This is a genomic window from Streptomyces sp. NPDC053474, assembly GCF_044544845.1.
In the GTDB taxonomy this organism is placed as follows: Bacteria; Actinomycetota; Actinomycetes; order Streptomycetales; family Streptomycetaceae; genus Streptomyces.
In genome coordinates this window covers 13,854-39,812 of record NZ_JBITXV010000027.1, presented here as the reverse complement: position 1 = coordinate 39,812, position 25,959 = coordinate 13,854, and the positions used below count along the sequence as shown (strand labels likewise).

Annotated in this window: 23 protein-coding genes; 8 read left to right on the top strand and 15 right to left on the bottom strand. The window is 73.7% G+C overall.

The window, feature by feature from the left end; translation table 11 throughout:
- The first annotated feature begins 17 nt into the window (after positions 1–17).
- From ACIG3E_RS39115 to ACIG3E_RS39100, 4 genes are all read left to right on the top strand, one after another.
- On the top strand, positions 18–1,802 hold the full coding sequence (locus ACIG3E_RS39115) for an FAD-dependent monooxygenase (RefSeq protein ID WP_399625594.1): 1,785 nt from the start codon (positions 18–20) through the stop codon (positions 1,800–1,802).
- A 139-nt stretch (positions 1,803–1,941) separates the two neighbouring features.
- A complete protein-coding gene (locus ACIG3E_RS39110; protein WP_361832679.1) occupies positions 1,942–2,028 on the top strand; it encodes a putative leader peptide in 87 nt (28 codons plus the stop codon).
- Between the two features lie 70 nt (positions 2,029–2,098).
- On the top strand, positions 2,099–2,650 hold the full coding sequence (locus tag ACIG3E_RS39105) for a cysteine dioxygenase (protein ID WP_399625592.1): 552 nt from the start codon (positions 2,099–2,101) through the stop codon (positions 2,648–2,650).
- A 14-nt stretch (positions 2,651–2,664) separates the two neighbouring features.
- Positions 2,665–3,117, top strand: a complete 453-nt coding sequence (locus ACIG3E_RS39100; protein WP_399625659.1) for a rhodanese-like domain-containing protein — start codon at positions 2,665–2,667, stop codon at positions 3,115–3,117.
- Between the two features lie 83 nt (positions 3,118–3,200).
- Here the strand turns inward: ACIG3E_RS39100 and ACIG3E_RS39095 are convergent, their stop codons facing one another.
- From ACIG3E_RS39095 to ACIG3E_RS39070, 6 genes are all read right to left on the bottom strand, one after another.
- Entirely contained in the window at positions 3,201–5,747 is a 2,547-nt protein-coding gene (locus ACIG3E_RS39095; protein ID WP_399625590.1) for an FtsX-like permease family protein, read from the bottom strand.
- Entirely contained in the window at positions 5,744–6,535 is a 792-nt protein-coding gene (locus tag ACIG3E_RS39090) for an ArsR/SmtB family transcription factor (RefSeq protein ID WP_399625587.1), read from the bottom strand. Before ACIG3E_RS39090 ends, ACIG3E_RS39095 begins: the two co-directional genes overlap by 4 nt.
- Before the next feature lie 243 nt (positions 6,536–6,778).
- Positions 6,779–7,501, bottom strand: a complete 723-nt coding sequence (gene recX / locus ACIG3E_RS39085) for a recombination regulator RecX (protein WP_399625584.1) — start codon at positions 7,499–7,501, stop codon at positions 6,779–6,781.
- 3 nt (positions 7,502–7,504) lie between these two features.
- The gene (gene recA / locus ACIG3E_RS39080; protein ID WP_399625581.1) at positions 7,505–8,629 is read right to left on the bottom strand and encodes a recombinase RecA; all 1,125 of its coding nucleotides are present in this window, start codon (positions 8,627–8,629) and stop codon (positions 7,505–7,507) included.
- A 306-nt stretch (positions 8,630–8,935) separates the two neighbouring features.
- The gene (locus ACIG3E_RS39075; RefSeq protein ID WP_399625657.1) at positions 8,936–10,126 is read right to left on the bottom strand and encodes an AI-2E family transporter; all 1,191 of its coding nucleotides are present in this window, start codon (positions 10,124–10,126) and stop codon (positions 8,936–8,938) included.
- Between the two features lie 214 nt (positions 10,127–10,340).
- The gene (locus ACIG3E_RS39070) at positions 10,341–10,535 is read right to left on the bottom strand and encodes a DUF3046 domain-containing protein (RefSeq protein ID WP_138962164.1); all 195 of its coding nucleotides are present in this window, start codon (positions 10,533–10,535) and stop codon (positions 10,341–10,343) included.
- A gap of 79 nt (positions 10,536–10,614) precedes the next feature.
- Here ACIG3E_RS39070 and ACIG3E_RS39065 point away from each other — a divergent pair, with 79 nt between their 5' ends.
- Complete coding sequence (locus ACIG3E_RS39065) at positions 10,615–11,571, top strand: hypothetical protein (protein ID WP_399625578.1); 957 nt, start codon at positions 10,615–10,617, stop codon at positions 11,569–11,571.
- A gap of 28 nt (positions 11,572–11,599) precedes the next feature.
- Here ACIG3E_RS39065 and ACIG3E_RS39060 read toward each other — a convergent pair whose 3' ends face one another.
- The 3 genes from ACIG3E_RS39060 to ACIG3E_RS39050 are packed head-to-tail and all read right to left on the bottom strand — an operon-like array spanning position 11,600 to position 13,580.
- A complete protein-coding gene (locus tag ACIG3E_RS39060; protein WP_138962162.1) occupies positions 11,600–11,908 on the bottom strand; it encodes an AzlD domain-containing protein in 309 nt (102 codons plus the stop codon).
- Complete coding sequence (locus tag ACIG3E_RS39055; RefSeq protein WP_399625576.1) at positions 11,905–12,717, bottom strand: AzlC family ABC transporter permease; 813 nt, start codon at positions 12,715–12,717, stop codon at positions 11,905–11,907. Before ACIG3E_RS39055 ends, ACIG3E_RS39060 begins: the two co-directional genes overlap by 4 nt.
- Entirely contained in the window at positions 12,672–13,580 is a 909-nt protein-coding gene (locus ACIG3E_RS39050) for an AraC family ligand binding domain-containing protein (RefSeq protein WP_399625573.1), read from the bottom strand. The genes ACIG3E_RS39055 and ACIG3E_RS39050 overlap by 46 nt, the downstream gene beginning before the upstream one ends.
- A 172-nt stretch (positions 13,581–13,752) precedes the next feature.
- Here ACIG3E_RS39050 and ACIG3E_RS39045 point away from each other — a divergent pair, with 172 nt between their 5' ends.
- The 3 genes from ACIG3E_RS39045 (at position 13,753) to ACIG3E_RS39035 (ending at position 20,307) form a co-directional block, all read left to right on the top strand.
- Positions 13,753–18,474, top strand: coding sequence for an ATP-dependent helicase (locus ACIG3E_RS39045; protein WP_399625572.1), 4,722 nt, complete (start codon positions 13,753–13,755; stop codon positions 18,472–18,474).
- 194 nt (positions 18,475–18,668) lie between these two features.
- On the top strand, positions 18,669–19,499 hold the full coding sequence (locus ACIG3E_RS39040; protein WP_399625569.1) for a DNA-formamidopyrimidine glycosylase family protein: 831 nt from the start codon (positions 18,669–18,671) through the stop codon (positions 19,497–19,499).
- Between the two features lie 31 nt (positions 19,500–19,530).
- A complete protein-coding gene (locus ACIG3E_RS39035; protein WP_399625567.1) occupies positions 19,531–20,307 on the top strand; it encodes an SDR family NAD(P)-dependent oxidoreductase in 777 nt (258 codons plus the stop codon).
- Between the two features lie 474 nt (positions 20,308–20,781).
- Here the strand turns inward: ACIG3E_RS39035 and ACIG3E_RS39030 are convergent, their stop codons facing one another.
- The 6 genes from ACIG3E_RS39030 to ACIG3E_RS39005 all read right to left on the bottom strand — a co-directional run bounded on the left by ACIG3E_RS39030 (position 20,782) and on the right by ACIG3E_RS39005 (position 25,866).
- Entirely contained in the window at positions 20,782–21,252 is a 471-nt protein-coding gene (locus tag ACIG3E_RS39030) for a Dps family protein (RefSeq protein WP_399625565.1), read from the bottom strand.
- Positions 21,253–21,484: 232 nt separating this feature from the next.
- Complete coding sequence (locus tag ACIG3E_RS39025; protein WP_030688912.1) at positions 21,485–21,859, bottom strand: helix-turn-helix domain-containing protein; 375 nt, start codon at positions 21,857–21,859, stop codon at positions 21,485–21,487.
- A gap of 109 nt (positions 21,860–21,968) precedes the next feature.
- On the bottom strand, positions 21,969–22,583 hold the full coding sequence (locus ACIG3E_RS39020; protein ID WP_399625654.1) for a CinA family protein: 615 nt from the start codon (positions 22,581–22,583) through the stop codon (positions 21,969–21,971).
- 38 nt (positions 22,584–22,621) lie between these two features.
- Positions 22,622–23,380 carry a CDP-diacylglycerol--glycerol-3-phosphate 3-phosphatidyltransferase gene (gene pgsA, locus ACIG3E_RS39015; RefSeq protein WP_399625562.1) on the bottom strand — a complete coding sequence of 253 codons (759 nt, stop codon included), beginning with the start codon at positions 23,378–23,380 and terminating at the stop codon, positions 22,622–22,624.
- Positions 23,377–24,876, bottom strand: coding sequence for a 30S ribosomal protein S12 methylthiotransferase RimO (gene rimO / locus ACIG3E_RS39010; protein WP_399625561.1), 1,500 nt, complete (start codon positions 24,874–24,876; stop codon positions 23,377–23,379). The genes pgsA and rimO overlap by 4 nt, the downstream gene beginning before the upstream one ends.
- Before the next feature lie 93 nt (positions 24,877–24,969).
- Positions 24,970–25,866 (bottom strand): helix-turn-helix domain-containing protein, encoded by an 897-nt coding sequence (locus ACIG3E_RS39005; RefSeq protein ID WP_399625559.1) that lies wholly within the window; start codon positions 25,864–25,866, stop codon positions 24,970–24,972.
- Positions 25,867–25,959: the final 93 nt, after the last annotated feature.

Sequence of the window (25,959 nt, the reverse complement as noted above, 5' to 3'; positions counted from 1 at the left end):
GCAGGAGGCGGCGCGCCGTGGACCCGGTGATCGTCGTCGGCGCGGGCCCCGTGGGGCTCACGCTCGCCCTGGCTCTCGCCCGTCACTCGGTGCCCACCGTGGTCCTGGACGAAGGGCCCGGCAAGGACGAGCAGCGCCCCGCGCGGACCGTCATCCTGCGGGAGGACACGGCGGCACTCGTCGAGCGTCTCTGCGGGGCGTCCTTCGGGGGCCCGGACACGGGGGCGCGCTGGGGCGGCTGGCGGTCGATGCGGCGCAAGCAGGTGATGCGGCAGCTCACGTTCAGTGACGAGATGCCCTCGCCGTTGCACGTGCCGCAGCACGTGCTGACCGGTGCGCTGCGGGACGCCATCGTCGACGAGCGGCTCGTGAAGATCGCGGTGGAGAGCAAGCTGGACACCCTGGAGCAGGACGCCTCGGGGCTCACGGCCCACACGCGCGGGCCCAAGGACACCTGGTGGCGCGGCAGCTATCTCGTCGGCTGCGACGGGCCCCGGTCGACCGTCCGCAAGCTGCTCGACATCCGCTTCCCGGGGCGCACCGCGGTCGAGCGACACGCGGTTGCCGCCCTGCGGACGGAACTTCCCTGGCCCGGCGAAGCGTTGCTGCACCGGAGCCCGCCGTGGCCCGGCGGCGGCCCCGAGGTGACGGCGCGTCCACTGCCGGGCGGCGTCTGGCGGATCGACTGGCTGCTGCCGCCGCGCGGCGACCTGGTGACGCCCGACGCCCTCGTCTCCCGCGTCCGGGAGACCCTCTCGGGCTGGTGCGGCGCCACCCCGCCGTACGACCTGCTCGACACCGGGGTCCACACGGTCCACCACCGGCTCGCCCGCCGCTGGCGCTCCGGGCGCTGCTTCCTGGCCGGGGACGCCGCCCACCTCCTCGGCGCCGTCGGCACCCAGGGCCTGGACGAAGGCCTCCGGGACGCCGACAACCTCGCCTGGAAGCTGGCGCTCGCCTGGCACCACGGCGCGAGCGGCGCGCTGCTCGACAGCTACCAGACCGAGCGGCGCGCAGCCGTGGCCGCGCGTCTGCGCGCCGCCGACCAGTCGCTGCCCGTGGTCCGCGGCGGCGGTGGGCTGCGCTCGTACGTGCCGGGGGCCGCGCGCGGTCAGGACGCGTTGCTCACGGACGGCCATGTGGGGCGCGGCCAGCTGGGCGCGCCGGGGGCGTACACCGATTCGCCGCTGTCCCCCGGAAGTTCGGACTCCACGGTCCTCGTGGCCACGGAGCCGGGCGCCCCGGTCACCGACGTCGCCGTGACGGCCCCCGACGGTTCCGTCGTACGACTGCGGGACCGGTTCGGCCTCAGCCAGCTCCTCGTGGTGCTCGTGGCGCCCGGAACCGTCGTGTGGGACCGGCGGCACTGGATGAAGGCCGGGATCATGCCCCGCCTCGCCGCCGCGGTGACCGCGCTGCCGGCCCCCGCCGAGCTCCTCGTCGCGGAGAGCTACCCGGGCGCCGCGGCGCACACGGTCCTGCTCGTACGCCCGGACGGCCATCTGGTCACCGCGCTGAACGGCGTACGCCCCGCGGAGCTGTACGCGGCCGCCGAGGCGGCCCTGGGCAAGGCGGTGCGGGAAACGCCGGAGAAGGGGCGGGCGAGGGGCGCGCCGAGGAAGAACGGCGGCCCGAAGGACGCCGGGGCCGCCCCCGGGAAGCCGGGCAGCGAGCCTGTCGACGCCCGAGCAGCCGACCGAACAGCCCACGAGACGCCCGGGTCCGATACGAAGGGTGGCCGAGCAGCCGGGGGGAAGTCCTCCACCGGGCCATCGAGCGAACCGAAGAAGCCATCCCCGTAGGCCCCCGATCCAGGCCCCCCAGCCAGGTCAGCGGCTGTCCCGGGCCCCGTAGACAGCTGCTGTTGAACCAGAAACGACCGTCCGACCGTATGCTGAGCGCGAGTTGACCACTCCCCACGGTCATGGTCTACTCCGGACCATGACCGACACCGCTGTCCGCTTGTGGCGGAGGGTCCACATGGACCTCGTCCGCTATGCGGGCTGCGTGTGTCAGCCGTCCTGCTGAATTCGCCATCACCACCCTTCTCGCGCGCCCGTCGTCGGCGTGCCGTTCCGCGAACTCCCAGGACGGTCCCATGTCAGCGTCTGTCTCCAGCCCTGCCCCCCTGCCCTCCCCCGCCGGTTCCCGTGTGGCCCCGCCCACGTCGGCCGACCTCCTCCACTTCGTGCGCCGCACCGCCGCGGACACCGACCTCATCGCCTCGCTCCCCCTCGACCCCGAGGGCCGCACCTGGGTGCGCCTCGACGGGCCCGGCGGCAGCGAGGCCTGGCTGATCGGGTGGCCGCCCGGCACCGGCACCGGCTGGCACGACCACGCCGAGTCGGTCGGCGCCTTCACCACCGCGTCGGGCGCCCTCAAGGAGAACTCCCTCGCCGCCCGGCTGCCCACCGACGGCTGGAAGACCCTGGAACTCACCGAGGGCATCGACCGCGAGCGGCGGCTGCCCGCCGGACAGGGACGGGCGTTCGGCCGCAACCACGTGCACGAGGTGCTCAACGAGTCCCCTACGGAGCACGCCGTCTCCGTGCACGCGTACTATCCGCCACTTCCACGGATCCGCCGCTACAGCCGCACCGGTGACGTGCTACGCCTTGAGCACGTCGAGCGTCCGGAGGACTGGCAGTGAGTGCGGGCCTTGAGTTGAACGGAATCCCGGGTGTACCGACGGCCTCGGCGATCGCCGACGAGCCGCTCGCACCCGTGGGCATAGACGAGTTCCTCGAACGCGTACGGCGCGGCCTCGACCGGGTCACGCCCCGCCAGGCGCACGAGATCGACCGGTCCGGTGGCCTCCTTGTCGACATCCGGTACGCGGCGCTGCGCGAGCGCGACGGCCTGATCCCGGGGGCGCTGGTCGTCGAACGCAACGAACTGGAGTGGCGCCTCGACCCCCAGGGCAGCCACCGCGCCCCCCAGGCCGTCAGCCACGACCTGGAGATCGTCGTCGTCTGCAACGAGGGCTACGCGTCGAGCCTCGCGGCCCACTCCCTGCGCCAGCTCGGGTTGCGGTACGCGACCGACCTCGTCGGTGGCTTCCAGGCCTGGAAGGCGGCCGGGCTCCCCGTCACCGAGGAACTGCACTCTTCCGCGTAGGGGTTCCCGGGCACGCGTGGACGCCCCATACTGCGCTCCCGTAGGAGCGTGAGTAAGGGGCGCCCACCATTGCGTACCGCCCCTTACTCCTTGGCGGACGCGACCGTGACCGGCAGCGGCTTCAGAGCGGCGCGGCCCGGCAGCGCCGTGGCCATCAGGGCGAGCAGCCCCGCCACGGCGACCACGGCGACGTACAGCAGCGGCAGGACCACGGGGGCGGCGGAACCGGTCATGCCGACGCTGAACGCGGTCAGGACGGCGAGGGCGATCCCGCTGCCCAGGGCGGTCGCGATGAGCAGGACCGACAGCGCCTCGGTGCGCAGCATGCCCCGGACCTGGCGGCCCGTGGCGCCCGCGAGGCGCAGCAGCGCGAACTCCCGGACCCGCTCCGACACCGACATCGCGAGCGTGTTGACGACGGCGATCGCGGTGAAGGCCAGCACGAGCCCCATGGCGAGGAGGTTCACGTCGGCGCTCGACTGGCCGCGCTCGGCCTGGAGGCGGTCGACGGCGTCCGGGGAATCCACCCGCACGGCCGGGAACTCTCGCAGGGTCGCCGCGAGTTGATCCTTCGTACGGTCGCTCCTGACGAGGACCGTGGCGGCGAGCGGGTTGTCGACGTGGCGGGCGACCAGGTCGTGCGCCAGGGTCAGGTCGCCGAAGCCGAGCCCGCGCGAGTAGACGGCGCCGACCTTCAGGGTGGTCGGTGTGCCGTCGCCCAGGGTGAGCTTGAGGCTGCTGCCCGGCTTCAGGCCGAGTCGGTCGGCGGCGAGTTCGCTGACGGCGACGTCACCCGCGCCGAAGGACGCCAGCGAGCCCGCCGTGACGTCCGGGTCCCAGGTGCGGGTGAGGCCCGCCGGAGTCACGCCCTGCGCCGGGTACTTGTCGAGCCCGACGCGCACGGTCGTGCGGACGACCTCGGTGACGGCCTCGACGCCTTCGGCCGCCCGCAGCCGCCGCGCTGCCGCCGCCGGTACGCCGGGGCCCTGCGCGGCAAGCGACCAGTCCGCTCGGACACCGTCGCGCGCCTCGGCACGGGCGGCGGCCGTGAGGGTGGGCTGCGTGAAGAGGACCGTGCACGTCATGCCGATGAGCAGCACCAGCGGGGTGACGGCGGCGGCCATCCGGGCGGCGTTGCCCCGGAGGTTGGCGTGCGCGAGCCGCCCGACCGGGCCGGTGAGCCGCAGCACGCGGCCGAGGACGGCGGCCGACGCCCTGACGACGAGCGGGCCGAGCAGGGCGACGGCCGAGGCGAGCACCACAACGGCCAGGAACGTGACGGGAGTCGACGCGGGCTCGGTCCGCAGCACGCTGAGCACCAGCACGAGGACGACACCGCCCGCGAGGAGGAGCAGACCGGCGGCGATGCGCACCCAGGAGAGCCTCGTGCGCTCCACGCTCGCCTCGGCCAGGGCCTCCCCGGGCCGGATGCGGGCGATGCGGCGGGCGGAGACACGCGCGGCCGCCCAGGCGCCGAACAGCGTCGCGGCGACGGCCACCAGCGGCGGGAAGAAGCTGACGACCCGGTCGAGCGTCGCCGGAACCACTCCCTCGTCGATGAACTTCCCGTACAGCAGCCCGCCGAGCGGGATGCCCGCCAGCGAGCCGAGCGCTCCGGCGGCCGCTCCGACGAGGAGCGCCTCACGGCCGAGGAGCTTGCGGAGCTGCTTCGGGCTGGCGGCGATGGCCCGCAGCAGGGCGAGTTCGCGGTAGCGCTGCTGGATGGACAGGGCGAAGGTGCCGACGACCACGAGCACGGCGACGAGCAGCGACGTGCCGCCCATCGCGCCGCCCATGCTGACGAGCTTCACCCGCGCGCCCGCCGCGTCGAGGAACTCGACGGAGCCACGGCCGTCACCGCTGGTGACCTGCGCGGTCGTACCGTCGAGGGCCTTCTTGACCGCCGCCTTCAGCGCCTGCGCGGACGTGCCGTCGGCCGGCAGGACGCCGAGGGCGGTGACCCGGCCGGGGTGGGCGGCGAGCCGCGCGGCCTCGCGGTCGGAGAAGAACAGGGAGGTCTGGTGCGCCAGGGCCTGCCCGCCGCCGTCCGGAGCGGCGATGCCCGAGACGCGGTACGTGCGCGGAGCCCGCGTCGACTGGACGGTGAGCCGGTCACCGGGCTTGAGGCGGGCGCGCTCGGCGAGGCCGCGGTCGACGACCAGGTCCGCCGCGGCGCGCGGAGCGCGGCCGTCGACGATCCGGAAGGGCGCGAGGGAGGCCGACGACCAGGCGTGCCCGTACGCGGGACGCTCCGGGTCACTGACCTCGGGCGTCAACGGCTGCGCCAGGAAGGTCAGTTCGGGTACGACCGTGCCGACGCCCGGCACCCCTTCGAGCCGCTCGGTGACCTCGCGCGGCAGCCAGGCCCGTTCGGCGATCGGCTTCGCCTTGTGCTTGACCTTCGTCTTGCCCTTCTTGTGCTTGACGGTGGTCTGGTGCACGTTCTGATCGGCGGAGACGAGCACGGGGGCGGCGGCGTAGCGCTCGGGGCGGATGGTGCCGCGCAGGCCCGTCTCCAGGAGCGTGCCGCAGGCCGTGATGAGCGCGGCAGCGCACATCAACGCGACGAAGGCCCCCAGGAATCCGCCCTTCCGGTCGCGGATCGTCTGGAGTGCGTAGCGCAGCATCATGAGGTCTCGGTCTCTCTTCTGTTGTCATCGGGGGTGCCCGGAGGGACGGCTGCCCCGGCGTCCATAGGCGCGGCTGCCGGTCCGGCCGCCGGTGCGGGGAAGGCCAGGAGGCGGGTGAGGACGGTGCGGGCCCCGGGCGGGGTGTCGGCGTCGGAGCGCTTGTAGCGGTTGAGGAGGGCGATGTACTCCTCGAAGAAGTCGCGCAGCTCGGCCGCCGTCAGCCGCATCGTGCCGCGCGAGTACGGGTAGGCGTCGGCCCACTCGTCGGCCTCGGCGCCGCCGCTCTCGCGCTGGAGCCGCTCGAAGAGCTCCAGGTCGGCGGCGTACGACAGGTGGTTCAGCTCGTCCATGACGAGCCGCGTCTCGGCGTTCTGCCTGCTGCGCGGCGGAAAGCGCCGGTCCCCGGGCACCGCGCGCCACCAGCGCTCGCGCCCGTGCCCGGTGCCGTCCGTCTCTTCGACGAAGCCGTACCGGGCGAGTTCGCGCAGGTGGTAGCTCGTCGCCCCGGTGTTGAGGCCCAGGGCCCGGGCCAGGGTCGCGGACGTGGCGGGTCCGTGCACGGTGAGGTGCTGGAGCATCTGCTGCCGCCGGGGCTGCGCCAGCGCCTTGAGGACCTTCAGGTCACTCAGCTCTTCGGGACCGGGCACGGCGCCGTCGGCCCGGGCGGGACCGGTCTCGTCGGTCCCGGCGCCGCCGGACCCGATAGAGGCACCGGACTCCGCGGCCGGACCGGCTTGCGCGGCCCCGCTGGGGGCTCGCCCCTCGCTTCTGCCCTGGTGGTGAACCATGCGTACACAGTCGCCTGTGCACAGGTTCCTGTGCACGGTGGCGACCAGGCGTCTTGCATGGGGGGTTAACCCCCCTACGAGGCCCCGCTCCGGGGCCCGCCCGGAACCTCGGCCGGGGCTCGCCCGGGGCCTCGGGCCGGGAGCCGCCCGGATCCTCGGGCCGAGGGCCGCATCCGGTGGCCCGTCGGTCCTCACCCCTTGAGGTCCTCCCGAGGCCACAACCCCGATGGGTCCGGCAACCGCTCAGAGGCCCTCGTATCCGAGGTCCTCCGTGCCCTCCCCCTCCTGCTCCAGCGCCTCGCGGACCACGCGCAGCGCCATGCCCTCCGGATATCCCTTGCGGGCGAGCATGCCCGCGAGGCGGCGCAGCCGCTTGTCGCGGTCGAGGCCGCGGGTGGAGCGCAGCTTGCGGGCCACGAGCTCGCGGGCGGTGGCCTCCTCCTGCTCCGCGTCGAGCTGGCCGACGGCCTCGTCGATCAGGGTCGCGTCCACGCCCTTGGTCCGCAGCTCGCGTGCCAGGGCCCGGCGGGCAAGGCCCCGGCCGTGGTGCCGGGACTCCACCCAGGCGTCCGCGAAGGCCTCGTCATTGATCAGGCCGACCTCTTCGAAGCGGGACAGCACCTCGTCCGCCACGTCGTCGGGGATGTCCCGCTTGCGCAGGGCGTCGGCCAGCTGCTTGCGCGTGCGGGGCGTCCCGGTGAGCAGGCGCAAGCAGATGCCCCGCGCCCGCTCGGCGGGATCCCCCGAGGGCGGTTCCCCGTTCTCGGCCCTCGACGAGGACGGGGAACCGCTGTCCTGATGGCCGCCGAAGCCGCCGCGCCGCCGACGGCGACGGCCGCCCCGGCCCTCCTGGCCGCCGCTCCACGGGCCGTCGGCGTCGGCACCCGCCCCCTCCGGTCCGCCGCCACTCCAGTGGCCGCCTCCCGGGGGGGCCGTGTGCTCCGCCCAGTCGGTACGTCGCGTCACGGCCTAGCTCTTGGCCGCCGCGGTCTTGGACTTTGTGGCCTTCGCCGCCGGAGCGGGCACCGTCTTGGCGGCGTCGGCCGCCGGTGCCTCGGCCGCCGGGTCCGCGGCGGGCTCGCTCTCGGTGCTCTCCGGCCGGACGCCGACGCCCAGCTTCAGCTTGATCTTCTTCTCGATCTCGTTGGCGAGGTCGGGGTTGTCCTTCAGGAAGTTGCGGGCGTTCTCCTTGCCCTGGCCGAGCTGGTCGCCCTCGTACGTGTACCAGGCGCCGGCCTTGCGGACGAAGCCGTGCTCCACGCCCATGTCGATCAGGCCGCCCTCGCGGGAGATGCCCTGGCCGTAGAGGATGTCGAACTCGGCCTGCTTGAAGGGGGGCGCGACCTTGTTCTTGACGACCTTGACGCGGGTGCGGTTGCCGACCGCGTCCGTGCCGTCCTTCAGGGTCTCGATGCGGCGGATGTCCATGCGCACCGAGGCGTAGAACTTCAGCGCGCGGCCACCGGTCGTGGTCTCCGGGGAGCCGAACATCACGCCGATCTTCTCGCGCAGCTGGTTGATGAAGATCGCGGTGGTCTTCGACTGGTTGAGCGCGCTGGTGATCTTCCGCAGGGCCTGGCTCATCAGACGGGCCTGCAGACCCACGTGCGAGTCGCCCATCTCGCCCTCGATCTCGGCGCGGGGCACCAGGGCCGCCACGGAGTCGATGACGATCAGGTCGAGCGCGCCGGAGCGGACCAGCATGTCGACGATCTCGAGGGCCTGCTCGCCGTTGTCCGGCTGGGACAGGATGAGGTTGTCGATGTCGACGCCGAGCTTCTTCGCGTACTCCGGGTCGAGGGCGTGCTCCGCGTCCACGAAGGCGACGGCGCCGCCGGCCCGCTGCGCGTTGGCCACGGCGTGCAGCGTGAGGGTCGTCTTACCGGAGGACTCCGGGCCGTAGATCTCCACCACACGGCCGCGCGGGATGCCGCCGACGCCGAGCGCGACGTCGAGCGCGGTCGAGCCGGTCGGGATGACCTCAATGGGCTCCTGGGACCGCTCGCCCATGCGCATGACCGCGCCCTTGCCGAATTGCCGTTCAATCTGTGCGAGCGCGGCGTCGAGCGCCTTCTCGCGGTCGGTTCCTGCCATGGGTTCCACCCGGTTTGCTTGAGTCGATCGCTTCACGTCAAAGACGCTAACGCCTGCCACTGACAATGCGCCCCGACGCCCGTCCGGCCTGTGGATAACTCAGGTCCCTCGGCCCGCCGAAACCCACCGGCGCGCCCGGGAATCCCCCCGCGAACCCCCGGTACGACGCCGCCGGAGCCCCCATAAGAATGGATGTTCGATTTTACTGTCAAGCGCACCACGCCAGGCGCGCCCGACGGGTCGACCCTTGAGCGGAACCCCTGCTTCAGCCGCCGGGGTCCGGCGGAACGCGGCCCGGCGGAGCCCTCAGCCCTCGCGCCCCGGGGGCGTCAGCGCGCGCCGCAGCCGGTCGAGCAGGGGCGTGCCGTCGCGGCGGCGGTGCCCGTGCACCCGCGGGTCGTCCGTGACGTCGTACCGCTTCACGTACGCCCCCAGGAACGCCTGGAGCGTCGCCACCGCCGGGATGGCGATCAGGGCGCCGACCGCGCCGAGCAGCGCCGTGCCCGCGATGACCGACCCGAAGGCGACCGCCGGGTGGATGTCCACGCTCTTGGCGGTGAGCTTGGGTTGCAGCACGTAGTTCTCGAACTGCTGGTAGATGACCACGAAGCCCAGCACCCACACCGCGTACCAGGGGTCGACGGTGAAGGCGATCAGCATCGGCAGGGCGCCCGCCAGATACGTGCCGATCGTCGGGATGAACTGCGACACCAGGCCCACCCACACCGCGAGGGCGGGGGCGTAGGGCACTTCGAGGATCTGCAGCAGGATGTAATGCGCGATCCCGGAGATCAGTGCCATCAGGCCGCGCGAGTAGAGGTAGCCGCCGGTCTTGTTGACCGCGATCTCCCAGGCGCGCAGCACCTCCGCCTGCTTGGCGGGCGGGAGCACGGAGCACAGCGCGCGCCGCAGCCGGGGCCCGTCGGCGGCGAAGTAGAACGAGAACAGCAGGATCGTCAGGAGCTGGAAGAGGCCCCCGAGCACCTGCGCGGAGACGTCCAGGACGCCGCTCGCGCTGTTCTGCACGTACTTCCGCAGCCAGTCGGAGTGGACCAGGCTGTCCTGGACCTCGACGCGGGACAGGTCCGTGTCGAAGGTCTGGTTGATCCAGCGGATGACCTTGTCCAGGTAGTCCGGGAAGTCCTCGACCATGTCGACGATCTGGCCCGCGAGCATCGAACCCATCATCGTGATGAAGCCCGCGGTGGCGATGATCACGCCGAGGAAGACGATGCCCGTGGCCAGGCCCCGGCGCAGCCCGCGCGCGGCCATCCAGCTCACGGCGGGCTCGACGGCGAGCGCCAGGAAGAACGCGATCAGGATGTTGATCAGCAGTCCGGTCAGCTGGTGGAAGGCCCAGCTGCCGAGCTGGAAACAGGCGACCAGGGCGAGCGCGAGCACCATGGCACGCGGCAGCCAGCGCGGCATGCCCGCGCCACGCCCCTGCTCGGCCCCGGCGGGGGGCTGGGCGGGCGGCGTGGTGCCGGGCGGCGTCATGGCCTCGGAGGTGATCTGCGCGGTGTCGTCTGTGGGTGCCACCGTGCCAGTCTCGCCCACGGGGGCGGCGATCGGCCGTCGCCCCCGCCTGTTCGCGGCGCTCCTCACATCCCGCACGCGGCGCCGCGGACCCCGCGCGCCCGCGCGGGGCTCCGTGTGCTCGCCCCGGGGACACCTCCCGGCCCCTGGAGGGACATCTCGTCGCCTCCGTGGATCAGCGTTTTTCAGCCGGTACGTCCACAGCCTTGCACACCGCCCGCCAGACCTCCTTCGCCTCCCAGCCAGCGTCCAGTGCTTCGTGCACCGTCCGTCCGCCCAGCTCGGACATCACGTGGTCGCGTGCGAAGGAGTCCGCGTACCCCGCGCCGAAGTGGGCTGCCATTCGCTGCCAGAAGACCGTCAACCGCATGCGTCCAGTATCGCGCCCCTGAGAGTGCAGCCGGGCCCGGAGGGCTTGTCGGCGGCGCATTCCGCCCTACCGTCGGAACATGGCCGAAAACGGAGCGTCCCCGCACGCCGCGTCCTCCCCGCTCGCGCGCGCCGAACAGTTCGTCTGGCTCACCGCGCGCGTCCTCGAACAGCGACGCTTCGCGTATCACTTCCTGAACGCCGCAGACGGCACGGACAGCGGCGACGGCGCCGACGCGGTGGAAACGGCGCTGGCCGCGTACGGCAACGCGGACGGCGGGTACGGCCACGCGCTCGAACCCGATCTGCGCGGACCCGTCAGCCAGCCGCTGCACACCGGTCACGCGCTGCGGGTCCTGGACTCCATCGGCCGCTGCGGCGGGCTGCGGGTGGAGCGCGTGTGCCGCTATCTGACCTCGGTGTCGACGGCAGACGGCGCCCTGCCAGCGATCCATCCGAGCCAGCGCGGCTACCCCCTGGCGCCGTTCGTGCCCGTGGTGGACGACCCGCCGAGCGAGCTGCTCGCCACCGGGCCCGTGGTGGGCCTGCTGCACCGCAACGAGGTCTGGCACGCCTGGCTGTTCCGGGCCACCGACTTCTGCTGGCAGGCCGTGGAGTCCCTGGAGGAGTCGCATCCGTACGAGGTCCAGGCGGCGGTCGCCTTCCTGGACGGCGCGCCGGACCGCCCGCGCGCGGAGGCGGCGGCCGACCGGCTGGGCCGTCTGGTGCGCGAGCAGCACCTCGTGGCCCTGGAGCCGGAGCGGGCCGCCGCGTATCCGGTGCCCGAGGGGTACGCGCCGGGTGAGCACCACTTCGCCCACGACTTCGCGAAGTCCCCGGACTCGCTCGCCCGCGCCTGGTTCACGGACGAGGAGATGGCACGCTCCCTGGACTTCCTCGTGAACGACCAGCAAGAAGACGGCGGTTGGCCGATCCGGTGGCGTCAGTGGGCTCCGGGCACCGCTCTGGAGTGGCGGCCGATCGTGACGATCGAGGCCCTGCGCACGCTCGCCGCGCACGGGCGGCCGATCGGCTGAGCCGGTCCCCGGGGTGGCGGCCCGGCCGTCACCCCGTGAGTGCCCGCACGCCCGCCGTGACGGCGACGGCGGCGGCGATGACGACCAGGAACGGCGCGCGCAGCAGCAGCGCCACGACGGCCGCCGCGAGCCCCGCGGCCTTGGCGTCCAACACCAGGGTCCGGCCGTCGGCGAAGGCCTGCTGGGCGGTGAGGGCGGCGAGCAGCGCGACCGGCAGCAGGGCGGCCATGCGCTTCACGAGCGGCCGCTCCAGGGCCCCGGCGGGCACCAGGAGCCCCGCGAGCTTGACCGCGTAGCAGCTGACGGCGGTCACGGCGATGGCTGTCCAGATGTTCAACGGTCGCCCCTTTGGGTCGTGCGCTGGGCGCGGCGGCCCTCTCCGTAGAGGACGATCGGCACGGCGAGCGCGGCCACCAGGACCGGTACGCCCGCGGGCAGCACGGGCAGCAGTCCGAGCCCCAGGAGGACCGCGACGGCGGCGACCGTGCGCTCTTGGGCGGTCCGGACCATCGGCGCGAGCAGGGCGAGGAAGACCGCGGGGCCCGCGGCGTCGAGGCCCCAGGCGTCGGTGTCCCCGATCGCCTCGGCGCCGACCGCGCCCACGAGGGTGGTCAGGTTCCACAGCGCGTAGAGGCTGAGCCCCGTCACGGTGAAACCGATGCGGGCACTCCGCCGTCCGCGCTGCGCGAGCGACACGGCCGCCGTCTCGTCGATCACCCAGTGGGCCGCGAACGGCCGCACCGCGCGCGGGAGGGCCAGCAACTGGGAGAGCCGCAGCCCGTAGAACGCGTTGCGCACACCAAGGAAGAACGCGCCCGCCGCCGCGGTGAACGGGTTCCCGCCCCCGGCGAGCGCGCCCACCAGGGCGAACTGGGAGGCCCCCGTGAACACCAGGAGGCTCAGCGCACAGGTCTGCAACACGGTGAGGCCGCTGCCCGCCGAGGTCACGCCGAAGGCGAATCCGGAGAGGCCGACGGCGATGCCGACGCCCAGAGCGTCACGGACGACGGCGGAGTCGGGACGGTCCGAGACGGCCTCCGCATCGGCTACGGGTACTGCCGCCCCGTCCGCGGGGGCGTCGGAAGGGTCGACGCGGCTGGCTATGTCCGCACGGGTGATGTCTGCGGGTGATGTTCGTTCTGCCACGCCGAGGACGCTACGAGGGGCCCGCCCGGACGGTCTTGTACGTTCTTGCGCTCCCTCTGGTACGCGCCCGGGGGCACGCCCACGATGCGGGTGAAGTGGCGGTTGAGGTGCGGCTGGTCGGTGAAGCCGACGGCCACGGCCGCGTCGGCGGGCGTCGTACCGGCGTCCAGGAGGTGACGGGCGCGACGCACGCGCGCGTCGGTGAGCCAGGCGTGCGGCGGCATGCCGTACGCGTCGCGGAAGGCGCGCAGCAGGGCGAAGGGCCCGACGCCGAGGTCGGCGGCCAGCCGGTCCAGGCCCGGCGGGTCGGTGAGGCGCTCTTCGAGGACGGCACGCGCGCGTGCGGCGACGCGGTGGCCCGCCGACCGCACGGTCCGCTCGGGCAGGGCACCGCCGTTGAGCCGCAGCATCCGGGTCACGGTGATCCGCAGGAACGTGTCGGCGGCCAGGGCGTTGCCCTCCTCGGCGGCGCGCAGCACCTGGTGGACGAGGGCCACCGCGTACGCGTCCTCGAACACGGGCTGGACGAAGCCGGGCGTGCCGCGGATGGCCGTCGTCTCCGCGGCGATGGCCGCGACCAGCTCCGGCGCCGGGTACACCGCTCCGTACCGCCAGCCCTCGGGCCCTCCGCCCCGCCCGGTGTGCGGGGTGTCGGGGTTGATCAGGGCGAGCATGCCGGGGCCCGCGTGCCGGTCGGCGCCGGTGTGGTGGAAGACGTCGACGCCTTCGGTGACCGCGGCCAGCACGAAGTGCTCGTGGGTGTGCCGCGCGAAGGTCTTGCGGACGTAGCGGGCCCGCAGCAGGTCGACGCCGGGCAGCTCGGCGTAGGTCCAGTGCCGCGCCCGCTCAGCCGAACCTGTCATGCCGCCATTCTGCGCCAGTGGCGCAAACCATTTCCCGGCCCGCGGCACCGGCTCGGCGCCCGGGCCCCGGCGCACCGGGCACGGCCGGGCGACAAGCGCCGTCCGCGCCGCGCAGGGCATGTCGTTCACGCAGGTCAGGGCCATTGTCAGTGGCGGGGTGCACGATGGGTCCATGGCTCGGTCAGCGCGCAGCGCCCCCGGCGCCCCCGGCGCCCTCGACGGATTCTCCCCCGCGACCCGCGGCTGGTTCACGGGGGCCTTCTCCGCGCCCACGTCCGCCCAGGCCGGAGCCTGGCGGGCGATCGCGGAGGGCTCGGACGTGCTCGTGGTCGCCCCGACCGGCTCCGGCAAGACCCTGGCCGCGTTCCTCGCCGCGCTGGACCAGCTCGCCTCGTCCCCGCCCCCGGCGGACCCGAAGAAGCGCTGCCGGGTGCTGTACGTGTCGCCGCTCAAGGCCCTCGCGGTCGACGTGGAGCGCAATCTGCGCAGCCCGCTCACCGGCATCCGGCAGGAGTCCGTGCGCCTGGGCCTGCCCGAGCCCGAGGTGCGGGTGGGCATCCGCTCCGGTGACACCCCGGCGGCCGAGCGCCGCGCCCTGGCCACCCGGCCGCCGGACATCCTGATCACGACCCCGGAGTCGCTGTTCCTGATGCTCACGTCCGCCACGCGGGACGCGCTGACGGGCATCGAGACGGTGATCCTGGACGAGGTGCACGCGGTCGCGGGCACCAAGCGCGGCGCGCATCTCGCGCTGACCCTGGAGCGGCTCGACGCGCTCCTGAAGCGCCCCGCCCGCCGGATCGGCCTGTCCGCCACGGTCCGCCCGGTGGACGAGGTGGCGCGCTATCTCTCGCCGCAGCGCAGGGTGGAGGTCGTCCAGCCAGCGTCGGGCAAGGAGTTCGACCTGTCGGTCGTCGTCCCGGTAGAGGATCTAGGCGAGCTGGGCGGCTCCCCGGCGGCGGACGCCGATCAGGGAGCGGAGCGCCCGTCCATCTGGCCGCACGTCGAGGAGCGCATCACCGACCTCGTCCAGGCCCACCGCTCCACGATCGTCTTCGCCAACTCCCGCCGCCTGGCCGAGCGCCTGTGCAACCGCCTCAACGAGATCGCGTACGAGCGGGCCACGGGCGAGCCCCTCCCCGAGGACCACTCCCCGGCCGAGCTGATGGCGGAGTCGGGCGCCGCCAAGGGCGCGCCCCCCGTCCTCGCCCGCGCCCACCACGGCTCGGTCTCCAAGGAGCAGCGCGCCCAGGTCGAGGAGGACCTGAAGGCGGGCCGCCTTCCCGCCGTGGTCGCCACCTCCAGCCTGGAGCTGGGCATCGACATGGGCGCCGTCGACCTGGTGGTGCAGGTCGAGTCGCCGCCGTCCGTGGCCTCCGGGCTCCAGCGCGTGGGCCGCGCGGGGCACCAGGTGGGCGCGGTCTCCACCGGGGTCGTCTTCCCGAAGTACCGGGGCGACCTGGTCCAGGCCGCCGTCGTCACGGAGCGGATGCGCCAGGGCGCCATCGAGTCCCTGCGCGTCCCGGCGAACCCGCTGGACGTCCTGGCCCAGCAGCTCGTCGCGATAGTGGCCCTGGACGCCTGGCAGGCGGACGACCTCCTGGCCCTGGTCCGCCGTGCCGCGCCGTTCAGCGCGCTGCCCGAGTCGGCGTTCATCTCGGTCCTGGACATGCTCGCCGGGCGGTATCCCTCCGACGCGTTCGCGGAGCTGCGCCCGCGCGTGGTGTGGGACCGGGTCGCGGGCACGGTCACCGGCCGCCCCGGGGCACAGCGCCTCGCGGTGACCTCCGGGGGCACGATTCCCGACCGGGGCCTCTTCGGGGTCTTCCTCGCGGGCGCCGACCCTAAGAAGGGCGGCGGCCGCGTCGGTGAGCTCGACGAGGAGATGGTCTACGAATCGCGCGTGGGCGACGTCTTCACGCTGGGCACCAGCTCCTGGCGCATCGAGGACATCACGCGCGACCGCGTCCTCGTGTCCCCCGCGCCCGGCGTCCCCGGCCGACTGCCGTTCTGGAAGGGCGACCAGCTGGGCCGCCCGCTCGAACTGGGGCGCGCCCTGGGGGCGTTCATGCGCGAGGTCGGCTCGCTGCCGCAGGAGGACGCGCGCGAGCGCCTCCGGGCGGCGGGCCTCGACACCTGGGCCGCGGACAACGTACTGGCGTACCTCGCCGAGCAGCGCGAGGCCTGCGGGCACATCCCGGACGACCGCACGATCGTGGTCGAGCGGTTCCGCGACGAGCTGGGCGACTGGCGGGTCGTCGTGCACTCGCCATTTGGCGCGCAGGTGCACGCGCCCTGGGCCCTCGCGCTCGGCGCCCGCCTCACCGAGCGGTTCGGCATGGACGCCCAGGTGATGCACGCCGACGACGGCATCGTGCTGCGCCTGCCGGACGCCGATCTGATGGGCCTCGAGCTGCTCGACCAGGAGCCGGTGGACGTCACCGCGGACTCGGCGTTCGACCCCGAGCAGGCCCCTGTCGGCGCGGCGGACGTCATCTTCGACAAGGGCGAGGTCAGCCAGGTCGTCACCGATCAGGTGGGCGGCTCGGCGCTGTTCGCGGCGCGCTTCCGCGAGTGCGCCGCCCGCGCGCTGCTGCTGCCACGCCGCAACCCCGGCAAGCGCACGCCGCTGTGGCAGCAGCGGCAGCGCGCCGCCCAGCTCCTGGAGGTCGCCAGCGAGTTCGGCTCCTTCCCGATCGTCCTGGAGGCGGTCAGGGAGTGCCTCCAGGACGTCTTCGACGTCCCGGGCCTCACGGAGCTGATGGGCGACATCGAGTCCCGCCGCGTCCGGCTCGTGGAGGTCACCACCCCGGAGCCGTCGCCGTTCGCCCGCTCCCTGCTGTTCGGGTACGTCGCCCAGTTCCTGTACGAGGGCGACTCGCCCCTCGCCGAGCGCCGCGCGGCCGCCCTGTCCCTCGACTCCCGTCTCCTCGCCGAGCTCCTGGGCCAGGCCGAGCTGCGCGAACTGCTCGACCCGGACGTGCTCACCGAGCTGGAGCGCGAGCTCCAGTGGCGCACGGAGGACCGCCGCGTCAAGGACGCCGAGGGCGTCGCCGACCTGCTGCGCCTGCTCGGCCCGCTCACGGACGCCGAGCTCGCCGAGCGGGGCGCGGAGCCCGCCTGGGCCAAGGACCTCGCGGCGGCCCGCCGCGCCATCCGGGTCCGGATCGCCGGGGCCGACCACTGGGCTGCCATCGAGGACGCGGGCCGCCTGCGCGACGCCCTGGGGACGGCCTTGCCGGTCGGTGTCCCCGAGGCCTTCACGGAGCCCGTGAAGGACCCCCTCGGCGACCTCCTCGGGCGCTATGCCCGCACCCACGGCCCGTTCACGTCCGCCGGGGCCGCCGCCCGCTTCGGCCTCGGCGTCGCCGTGACGGAGGGCGCGCTGCACCGCCTCGCGGCGAACGGCCGCGTGGTCCAGGGCGAGTTCCGCCCACCCGTCGCCCACGACCAGCCTTCTAACGATGCGCTTCGCGCAGCCTCCCCCGATCTGGGCATCGGCCAGGAGTGGTGCGACGCGGCCGTGCTGCGCCGTCTGCGCCGCCGCTCCCTCGCCGCGCTCCGCCAGGAGCTGGAGCCGGTGCCCCCGGCCGCGCTCGCCCAGTTCCTGCCGCAGTGGCAGCACCTGAGCGGCCACGGCCTGCGGGGCGTCGACGGCCTCGTACGGGCGATCGAGCAGCTCCAGGGCGCGTCCGTGCCCGCTTCGGCCCTGGAGAAGCTCGTCCTGCCCTCCCGAGTGGCGGGATACGCCCCGGCGATGCTCGACGAGCTCACCGCCGCCGGAGAGGTGCTGTGGGCCGGAGCGGGGTCCCTGCCGGGCAAGGACGGCTGGGTCTCGCTCTATCTGGCCGACGCCGCGCCGCTCCTGCTGCCGCCCGCGCACCCCCTGGAGCTCACGGCGCTCCACCAGTCCGTCCTGGACACGCTCTCCGGGGGGTACGGCCTGTTCTTCCGGCAGATCGCCGACCAGGTCCGCGCCACCACGCACCCGGACGCCACCGACCCGCAGCTGGCCGACGCGGTGTGGGACCTGGCCTGGTCGGGTCGGCTCACGAACGACACGCTCGCCCCCATGCGCTCCCTCCTCGGCTCGGGCCGCACGGCGGGATCCACGGCCCACCGTGCGAAGCGCGCCGTCCCGCGCGGGCGCTACGGCAGCCTGACCGCCGCCGCCCGCCCCGTCTCCCGTACCGGCCCGCCGACCGTCGCGGGCCGCTGGTCGCTGCTGCCCGCCCGTGAGCCCGACCCGACCCTGCGCGCCCATGCCCTGGCCCGCACGCTGCTCGACCGGCATGGCGTGGTGACCCGTGGCGCGGTCGCCGCCGAGGGCGTCGAGGGCGGCTTCTCGGCGACGTACCGGATCCTGTCGGCCTTCGAGGACAACGGCCAGGCCCGCCGCGGGTACGTGGTGGAGGGGCTCGGCGCGGCCCAGTTCGCCATGGACGGCGCCGTGGACCGGTTGCGCGCCACGGCCACCGCGCGGGAGCGCGCGGGCGCCGGGCACACCAGCGACCCCCAGGCGGTCGTCCTGGCGGCCGCCGACCCGGCGAACGCGTACGGGGCCGCCCTGCCCTGGCCCGACCCCCCGGCCGAAGCCGGTCACAAGCCGGGCCGCAAGGCGGGCTCCCTGGTCGTCCTGGTCGACGGCGAGCTGACGCTGTACGTGGAGCGCGGCGGCAAGTCCGTCCTGGCCTGGGCGTCGTCCGAGGCCGATCAGGACCCCAGGCTCCTCGCGGCCGCGAGCGCGCTGGCCTCGGCCGCCAAGGCGGGCGCGCTCGGCACGGTCACCGTGGAGCGCGTCAACGGCTCCCCTGCCCTGACCTCCCCCTTGGCCCCCCTCCTGGAGCACACCGGCTTCCACGCCACCCCAAGAGGCCTCCGCGTGCGCGCCTGACCCCGCCTGGCCCCGGGACGACCCGCAGGCCCGGGGCCCGCACCGGGGCGCCCCTCCAACCCGCCGTAGCGGCCCGACCAGTCCAGGCCCGTGGCGACTCCAGCCCAACACCAGGGAGGCCGTCCGGCGCCGGGGCAAGCCCCACCCCAGCCCAAGCCAACCCCCGCCCCACCCCAAAGTGACACCCTGGTCCCATGCCCGAAGGAGACACAGTCCACCAGACGGCCCGCCGCCTCCACCGCGCCCTGGCCGGTCGCACCCTCACGCGCTCCGACCTCCGCGTCCCCAAGCTGGCCACGGCCGACCTGACCGGCCGCGCCGTCCTGGACGTCACCCCTCGCGGCAAGCACCTGCTCACCCGCCTGGAGGGCGGCCTCACCCTCCACTCGCACCTGCGCATGGACGGCTCCTGGAAGGTCTACGCCCCGGACGAACGCTGGCGCGGCGGGCCCGCCCACCAGATCCGGGCCATCCTCGCCACCGCCGACCACACGGCCGTGGGGTACCGCCTGCCCGTCCTCGAACTGCTCCGCACCGCCGACGAACAGCGCGCCGTCGGTCACCTTGGCCCTGACCTCCTCGGCCCCGACTGGGACCCCGACCAGGCCCTGCGCAACCTCCTCACGGCCCCCGAGCGCGCCCTCGGCGAGGCCCTGCTCGACCAGCGCAACCTCGCGGGGATCGGCAACATCTACAAGAGCGAGCTGTGCTTCCTGCTCGGCGTCACCCCCTGGCTGCCGATCGGCGAGCTCCCCGCCGACACGGCGAACCGGCTGCCCGCCCTCGCCAAGAAGCTCCTGGAAGCCAACCGCGACCGCCCCGACCGCACGACCACGGGCGTCCCCCGCCCCGGCCGACGGCTGTACGTGTACGGCCGAGCGCCGCGCCCCTGTCTGCGCTGCGGCACCCCCGTACGGACGGCGGACCAGGGCGACGGCTCCCGCCAGCGCCCGACGTACTGGTGCCCGACCTGTCAGCGAGGGCCAACGCCCCAGCCCGGAAGCCGCCCCACCCCCACCAATTGACGGACCGTCAGCTCTTGCCTACGGTCCCGTCATGCCCCTCAAGGCGTACGACCTCACCGGCCGCACCGCGTTCGTCACCGGCGCGGCGAGCGGCATCGGCCGTGCCAGTGCCGTCCTGCTCGCGCGGGCGGGAGCCGCGGTGCACTGCGCCGACCGGGACGCGCCGGGCCTGCACGAGACGGCCGACCTCATCAAGGAGACCGGCGGCACCGCCCACCCGCACCTCCTGGACGTCACCGACCGGGCGCGGGTGGAGCAGGCCGTGGCGGACGCGGCCGCCGCGACGGGCCGCGTCGACGTCCTGGCCGCCATCGCCGGGATCATGCACAGCAGCACGGTTCTGGAGACCCGCGAGGAGGACCTCGACCGGGTCCTGGGCGTGAACTTCAAGGGAGTCCTGTACGCCTGCCGGGCGGCGGCCCGCGTGATGATCGAGGCGGGGGCGGGCGGCAGCATCGTCACGATGGCCTCGGGCGCCGTGGACACGGGCGGGCCCGGCCTGCTCTGCTACGGCGCTTCGAAGGCCGCGGTGGTGCAGCTGACGAAGACGCTGGCCACCGAGGTCGGACCGCACGGCATCCGCGTCAACGCCGTGGCGCCGGGCTGGATCCGTACGCCGATGACCGACCGCCACGACGCCGCGGCGCGGGCCCACACCGAGGACCTCATGGCCCGGAGGTCGCCGCTCGGCCGCGTCGGCGAGCCGGAGGACGTCGCCCATGCCGTGCTGTACCTGGCCTCGGACGCGGCGACGTTCACGACCGGCCAGATCCTCCGCCCCAACGGCGGCGTGGCGATGCCTTGGTAGCGGAGCCGCACCCCGACCGGCCACGCCCCCACGCCCGGGCAGCCACGCGCCCCCCTCCCCCGACCCGCTCCGTCCCCGCAGCCACGCGCCCCCTTACCCCGGCCCGCCCCGCCCCCGCGCGCCCCCGCGCCCCAGTGCCGCGCCGACGCGGCCCCGCCACGCCCAGCGCCCGCTCCTTGGGCACGCAGTGCACGGGCAGCAGGCTCAGCCCCCAGCCCCCGGCGGCGATCGTGCCCTCCAGGGCCCCCGCGTCGGGCGTCACCGCGAGCCGCAGCACCGCCCACCACCACAGCGCGGCGAGACCGAGAGCCGAGGTCCACCGCAGGACGCGCCCCGCCACGGCTGTCACCTCCCGCCAGACGACGCTAGACCCGGCCCGCCCCCGGCGGCAGGGCGCACCGGGCGCACCGAAGGTGCGCGAGCGCCGTCGACCGGCCGATCCACCGCGGCGGGCGCCCCGCCAGTACGGAGCCGCTATCCGTTCTCGGCCTGGAACATCCAGTGGTGCTTCTCCAGGTCGGCCGTGATGCCGATGAAGATGTCCTGGCTCACCGGGTCGGCGTCACCGGTGGCGTTCACCCGCTCGCGCATGCGCGTGATCACCGCGCCGAGGGCCGCCACGAGCGTGCCCACCGCGTCCGTGTCCTTGACCCAGCCTTCGGGGACGGCGCCGATGCCGCTGCTGCCCGCCACGGTGGCGGCGCGGCCGTCGGGCGAGACGCCGAGCGTGGAGGCCCGCTCCGCGACCGTGTCGGAGTGCAGCCGTGCGGTGTCGACGACCTCGTCGAGCTGGAGGTGGATGGAGCGGAAGCGCGGCCCGACCACATTCCAGTGGATCTGCTTGGCGATCAGGGACAGGTCGACGAGGTCGACGAGCGCGCCCTGCAGGGCCTCGGACACCGTCTTCAAATCATCGTCGGGCAGCGGACTCTTGACGACGTACATCGGTCACCTCCGGCTACACGGGGTCATCCAGGCGTGTTCGACCACGCGGCTACCCGCGCCCGGGGCCGAACACCCATCAACCATCGCGCACCGGCACTACTACGGCCACTTCGGAAAGCGGGCCGCCCCACGGGCAGCGGCGCGCGGGCTGCCCCCGTACCGTCGCAGGGACAGCGAAGGCCCCGGCCGGAACACCCGGCCAGGGCCTTCACCACGTCTGGTCACCCGGAGGTCACGCGGCGACGACGTCGACCGCCTCCGCGGGTGCCTTGATCGTGACCCGTTCCGGTGGCACGCCGGTCACCGAGACGGAATTGAGCATCGGGCGGACCGGTGCCCGCACCGGTTCCGTGGCCGCTGCCGACTCGGCCAGCTCGGCGAGCGAGAGCTCGTCGCTCACTTCTCGCATGAGCTCGGACATCCGTACGTCAAGCGCGTCGCAGATCGCGGAAAGCAGCTCGGAGGAAGCCTCCTTCTGCCCCCGCTCCACCTCGGAGAGATAGCCGAGTGAGACTCGGGCGGACGAGGAGACTTCGCGCAGAGTACGGCCCTGGCGCTGGCGCTGCCGACGCAGCACGTCACCCAGCAGGCGACGGAGCAGAATCATCGGTGGCTCCCTCCTCGGACCGCGTAGCCGCATCCTTCACGCCCCACCGTACCGCCTCGCGCGGCGGCCGTGCGGGGAGCGATGTCGTGTTCACTCAGGGCTGCAAACATCAAGTCCCCCCGTTCTGTTCCGTATCCTGTGCGCGCTCGTTCCCTGCGCGTTCGCCGGAGAGCTGCTCTAGGAGCAGGCTTAGCACGCCGCGGACGCTCTCCATACGGATTTCCGTACGGTTTCCGTTCAACCGCAGAGTCGCTACTTTCCCCTCAGAGCGAAGCGGGGAACCAGCGTCCGCAACGCCCGGAGCGACCTCGGCAGAGCCGGTCGCACCGCCCGCACCTGCGGAAACCGCCACGTGCACCGTACCCACCGGCTGACCGTCCTGCGGTTCGGGCCCAGCGACGCCCGTGGTCGCGATCCCCCAGTCCGTCCCGAGGAGCCGCCGCACCCCGGCCGCCATCTGGAGGGCGACCTCGGCGTCCACGGCCCCGCGGGCGGCGAGCAGATCGCCGTCGACCCCGAGGAGCTCCCGCTTGAGCTCCGTCGCGTACGCGGTCACGGACCCCCGGAAGACCCGTGAGGCCCCCGGTACGGCCGTCACCTCGGCGGCCACGAGGCCTCCGGTCAGCGACTCGGCGACCCCCAGGGTCTCACCCCGCTCGCCGAGCAGCCGCAGCACCTCGGCCACGGCCCCTGCGGCGGCCTCCGCGGCAGCGGTGTCTTCCATCTCGGCGGCCGCCGCCCTTCCGGAAGAGGCGGAGGACCTCACTTGGCCGCCCCCGGCTCCCCTGCCTCCGCCGTCGTCTCGGCGGCCTCGGAAGCCTCAGGCGCCCCAGCAGCCTCAGAGGTCCCAACAGCCTCAGACGTCCCGGCAGCCTCGGCCATGCCCCGCCGCCGCAGCACCACGGCCTGTTTCACATAGTCGAGCCCGGTCACCACGGTCAGCACCACGGCGACCGCCATCACCCAGAACCGCAGCGTGGCCAGCGGCCCGGTCAGCGCCAGGACGTACATCCCGACGGCCGTGCCCTGGGCGAGCGTCTTCATCTTGCCGCCGCGGCTGGCCGGAATGACGCCGTAGCGGATCACCCAGAACCGCAGCAGCGTGATCCCCAGCTCGCGCCCGAGGATCACGAGGGTCACCCACCACGGCAGGTCCCCGAGCCAGGACAGACAGATCAGGGCGGCGCCCATGATCGCCTTGTCCGCGATGGGGTCGGCGATCTTGCCGAAGTCCGTGACCAGGTTGTACGTACGCGCCAGATGCCCGTCGAACAGGTCCGTGATCATGGCGATGGCGAAGGCGGCCCAGGCGAAGGAGCGCCACGCCGGGTCGTACCCGCCGTTGGCGAGCAGCAGCATCACGAATCCGGGCACGAGCAGCAGCCGGATCATGGTCAGCAGGTTCGCGACGTTCCACAGACTGGCCTGGTCCATCGCGGCGGCGCCGAGCTTCCCGCCGCGCACCGGCTTCGCGCCGGGCGCGCCGGAGCCGCCCGCCGCGGATGCCGGGACCTGGGTCATCTGCCCGTCCCTTCACCGGCTCCATGGGGTCGGTCGGAAGCCTCCAGGACCTCGCACCGCTCAGCCAACAGATCCACGCCCTCCGTGCCGACGACCTTTGCCACGACCATACGGCCGATCTCCAGGCCGTCCCCCGGGGCGGAGTCCACGAAACGGATCTGTCCGTCGGTCTCGGGCGCCTGGTGCGCGGCCCGGCCGATGGCGCCCTCCTCGTCGTCGACGGCCTCAATGAGGACCTCGACGCGCTCGCCGACGCGCTCCTCCGCACGCTGGGACGTCAGCTCCTCGGCGAGCCGCGCCACGCGCGCGAGCCGCTCGTCGACGACGTCCTGGTCGAGCTTGTGCTCGTAGGTCGCCGCCTCGGTGCCCTCCTCGTCGGAGTAGCCGAAGACGCCGATGGCGTCCAGGCGGGCGCCAGTGAGGAAGCGCTCGAGCTCCGCCACGTCGGCCTCGGTCTCGCCGGGGAAGCCCACGATGAAGTTGGAGCGCACACCGGCCTGCGGCGCCTTGCCGCGGATCGTGTCGAGCAGCTCCAGGAAGCGGTCGGTGTCACCGAAGCGCCGCATGGCCCGCAGCACGCCGGGCGCGGAGTGCTGGAAGGACAGGTCGAAGTACGGCACGACCTTCTCCGTCGACGTCAGGACGTCGATCAGGCCGGGGCGCATCTCGGCGGGCTGGAGGTAGCTCACCCGCACCCGCTCGATGCCGTCGACGGCCGCGAGCTCGGGCAGCAGCGTCTCCAGGAGGCGGATGTCGCCGAGGTCCTTGCCGTACGAGGTGTTGTTCTCGGAGACCAGCATGATCTCCTTCACGCCCTGCTCGGCGAGCCAGCGCGTCTCGCCGAGCACGTCCGAGGGGCGACGCGAGATGAACGAGCCGCGGAAGGACGGGATGGCGCAGAACGAGCATCTGCGGTCGCAGCCGGAGGCCAGCTTCACGGAGGCCACGGGGCTCGCGCCGAGGCGGCGGCGCAGCGGCGCGCGCGGCCCGGACGCGGGCGCGACGCCGTCCGGCAGGTCGACGGGGGCGTGCCCGGGCAGGGCGACCTCCGTGCCTGCCTCCTGGCGCTCGGCCGGGCTGATCGGCAGGAGCTTGCGGCGGTCACGCGGGGTGTGCGCCTCGACACTGCCGCCGCCGAGGATGACCTGGAGGCGGTTGGAGATGTCGGCGTAGTCGTCGAAGCCGAGGACGCCGTCGGCTTCGGGCAGCGCGTCGGCCAGCTCCTTGCCGTAGCGCTCGGCCATGCAGCCGACGGCCACGACGGCCTGGGTGCGGCCGTGACCCTTCAGGTCATTGGCTTCGAGCAGGGCGTCGACGGAGTCCTTCTTGGCGGCTTCGACGAAGCCACAGGTGTTGACGACGGCGACATCCGCTTCCTCGGCGTCCTCCACGAGGGCCCAGCCGTCCGCCTCCAAGCGGCCTGCGAGCTCCTCCGAGTCCACCTCGTTACGGGCGCAGCCGAGCGTGACAAGGGCGACAGTGCGGCGTTCGGGCATGGTCTCAAGACTACTTCGTCCATGCGTCGGCGCCCGCCGCCAGGGTTCCTGGGCTCGCGACGGGCGCTGCGAAGGGTCCTCGGTCGCCGCTGGTCAGCCGACCTCCGGGTCGCCCTTCGTGTAGGTGAGGCGCTCCACCTGGCCCGGCTCGAACTCGTTCTCGACCTGCTTGCCGTTCACGAAGAGGCTGATCGCACCGGCGTCGCCGAGCACGAGGTCGATCTTCTGCTTGTCCTGGAAGGTCTTGGACTCGCCCTGCTGAAGCAGGCCGTCGTAGAGCAGCCGACCGTTGTGGTCCTTGGCCGAGATCCAGCTGCGCCCGTCGGAGGCGTCGACCTTGACGGTCACCTTGTCCCGGGGCACACCGGCGATGGCGCTGTCCGAGGGGTCCGGCTTGGGGTCGGCGGGCTTGGAGGGGCTCGGCTTCTCGGCGGGCTTGCCGCTGGTGGGCGTGGATCCCTCGGCGACCTGCTGCGACGAGCCGTCGTCGTCCCCGCCGCTGAACGCGGTGTACGCGACGAAGCCGATCACGGCGACGATCGCGGCGACCATGGCCGCCGTCCAGTTCGGCCGACGCGGCTCGGAGCGGATCCGCTCGGCCTCGAACAGCGGCGCGGCCGGGGTCGGCGCCGGGGGCCGCCCGCCGCGCCCCTCGTCGTACTGGGCGAGCAGCGGGGCGGGGTCGATGTGGACGGCGCGGGCGAGCGTACGGATGTGCCCGCGCGCGTAGACGTCGCCGCCGCAGCGGGAGAAGTCGTCCTGTTCGATCGCGTGCACGATCGGGATGCGCACCCGGGTGGTCGTACTGACCTCGTCGACGGTCAGGCCCGCGTCGATGCGCGCCTGCCGGAGCACGCGGCCGATCGGGGGACGGTCCTCCGCGGGACGCTCCTGGGCAGGGCCTTCCGCGGGCCCGTCCGCGACGGCGCGGTCGTCTACGGGGCGGTCGTCTGAAGGGCGGTCGTCTTCGGGGGAGTTGCCGATGGACACGGGTGCGCCTTTCGAGCGTGTAGCCACCTGCCGGACATTCAGTCTAGGGGGGCTGAGAAAGGGTGGGGCAACCGGGCGGACGGACTTTGTACG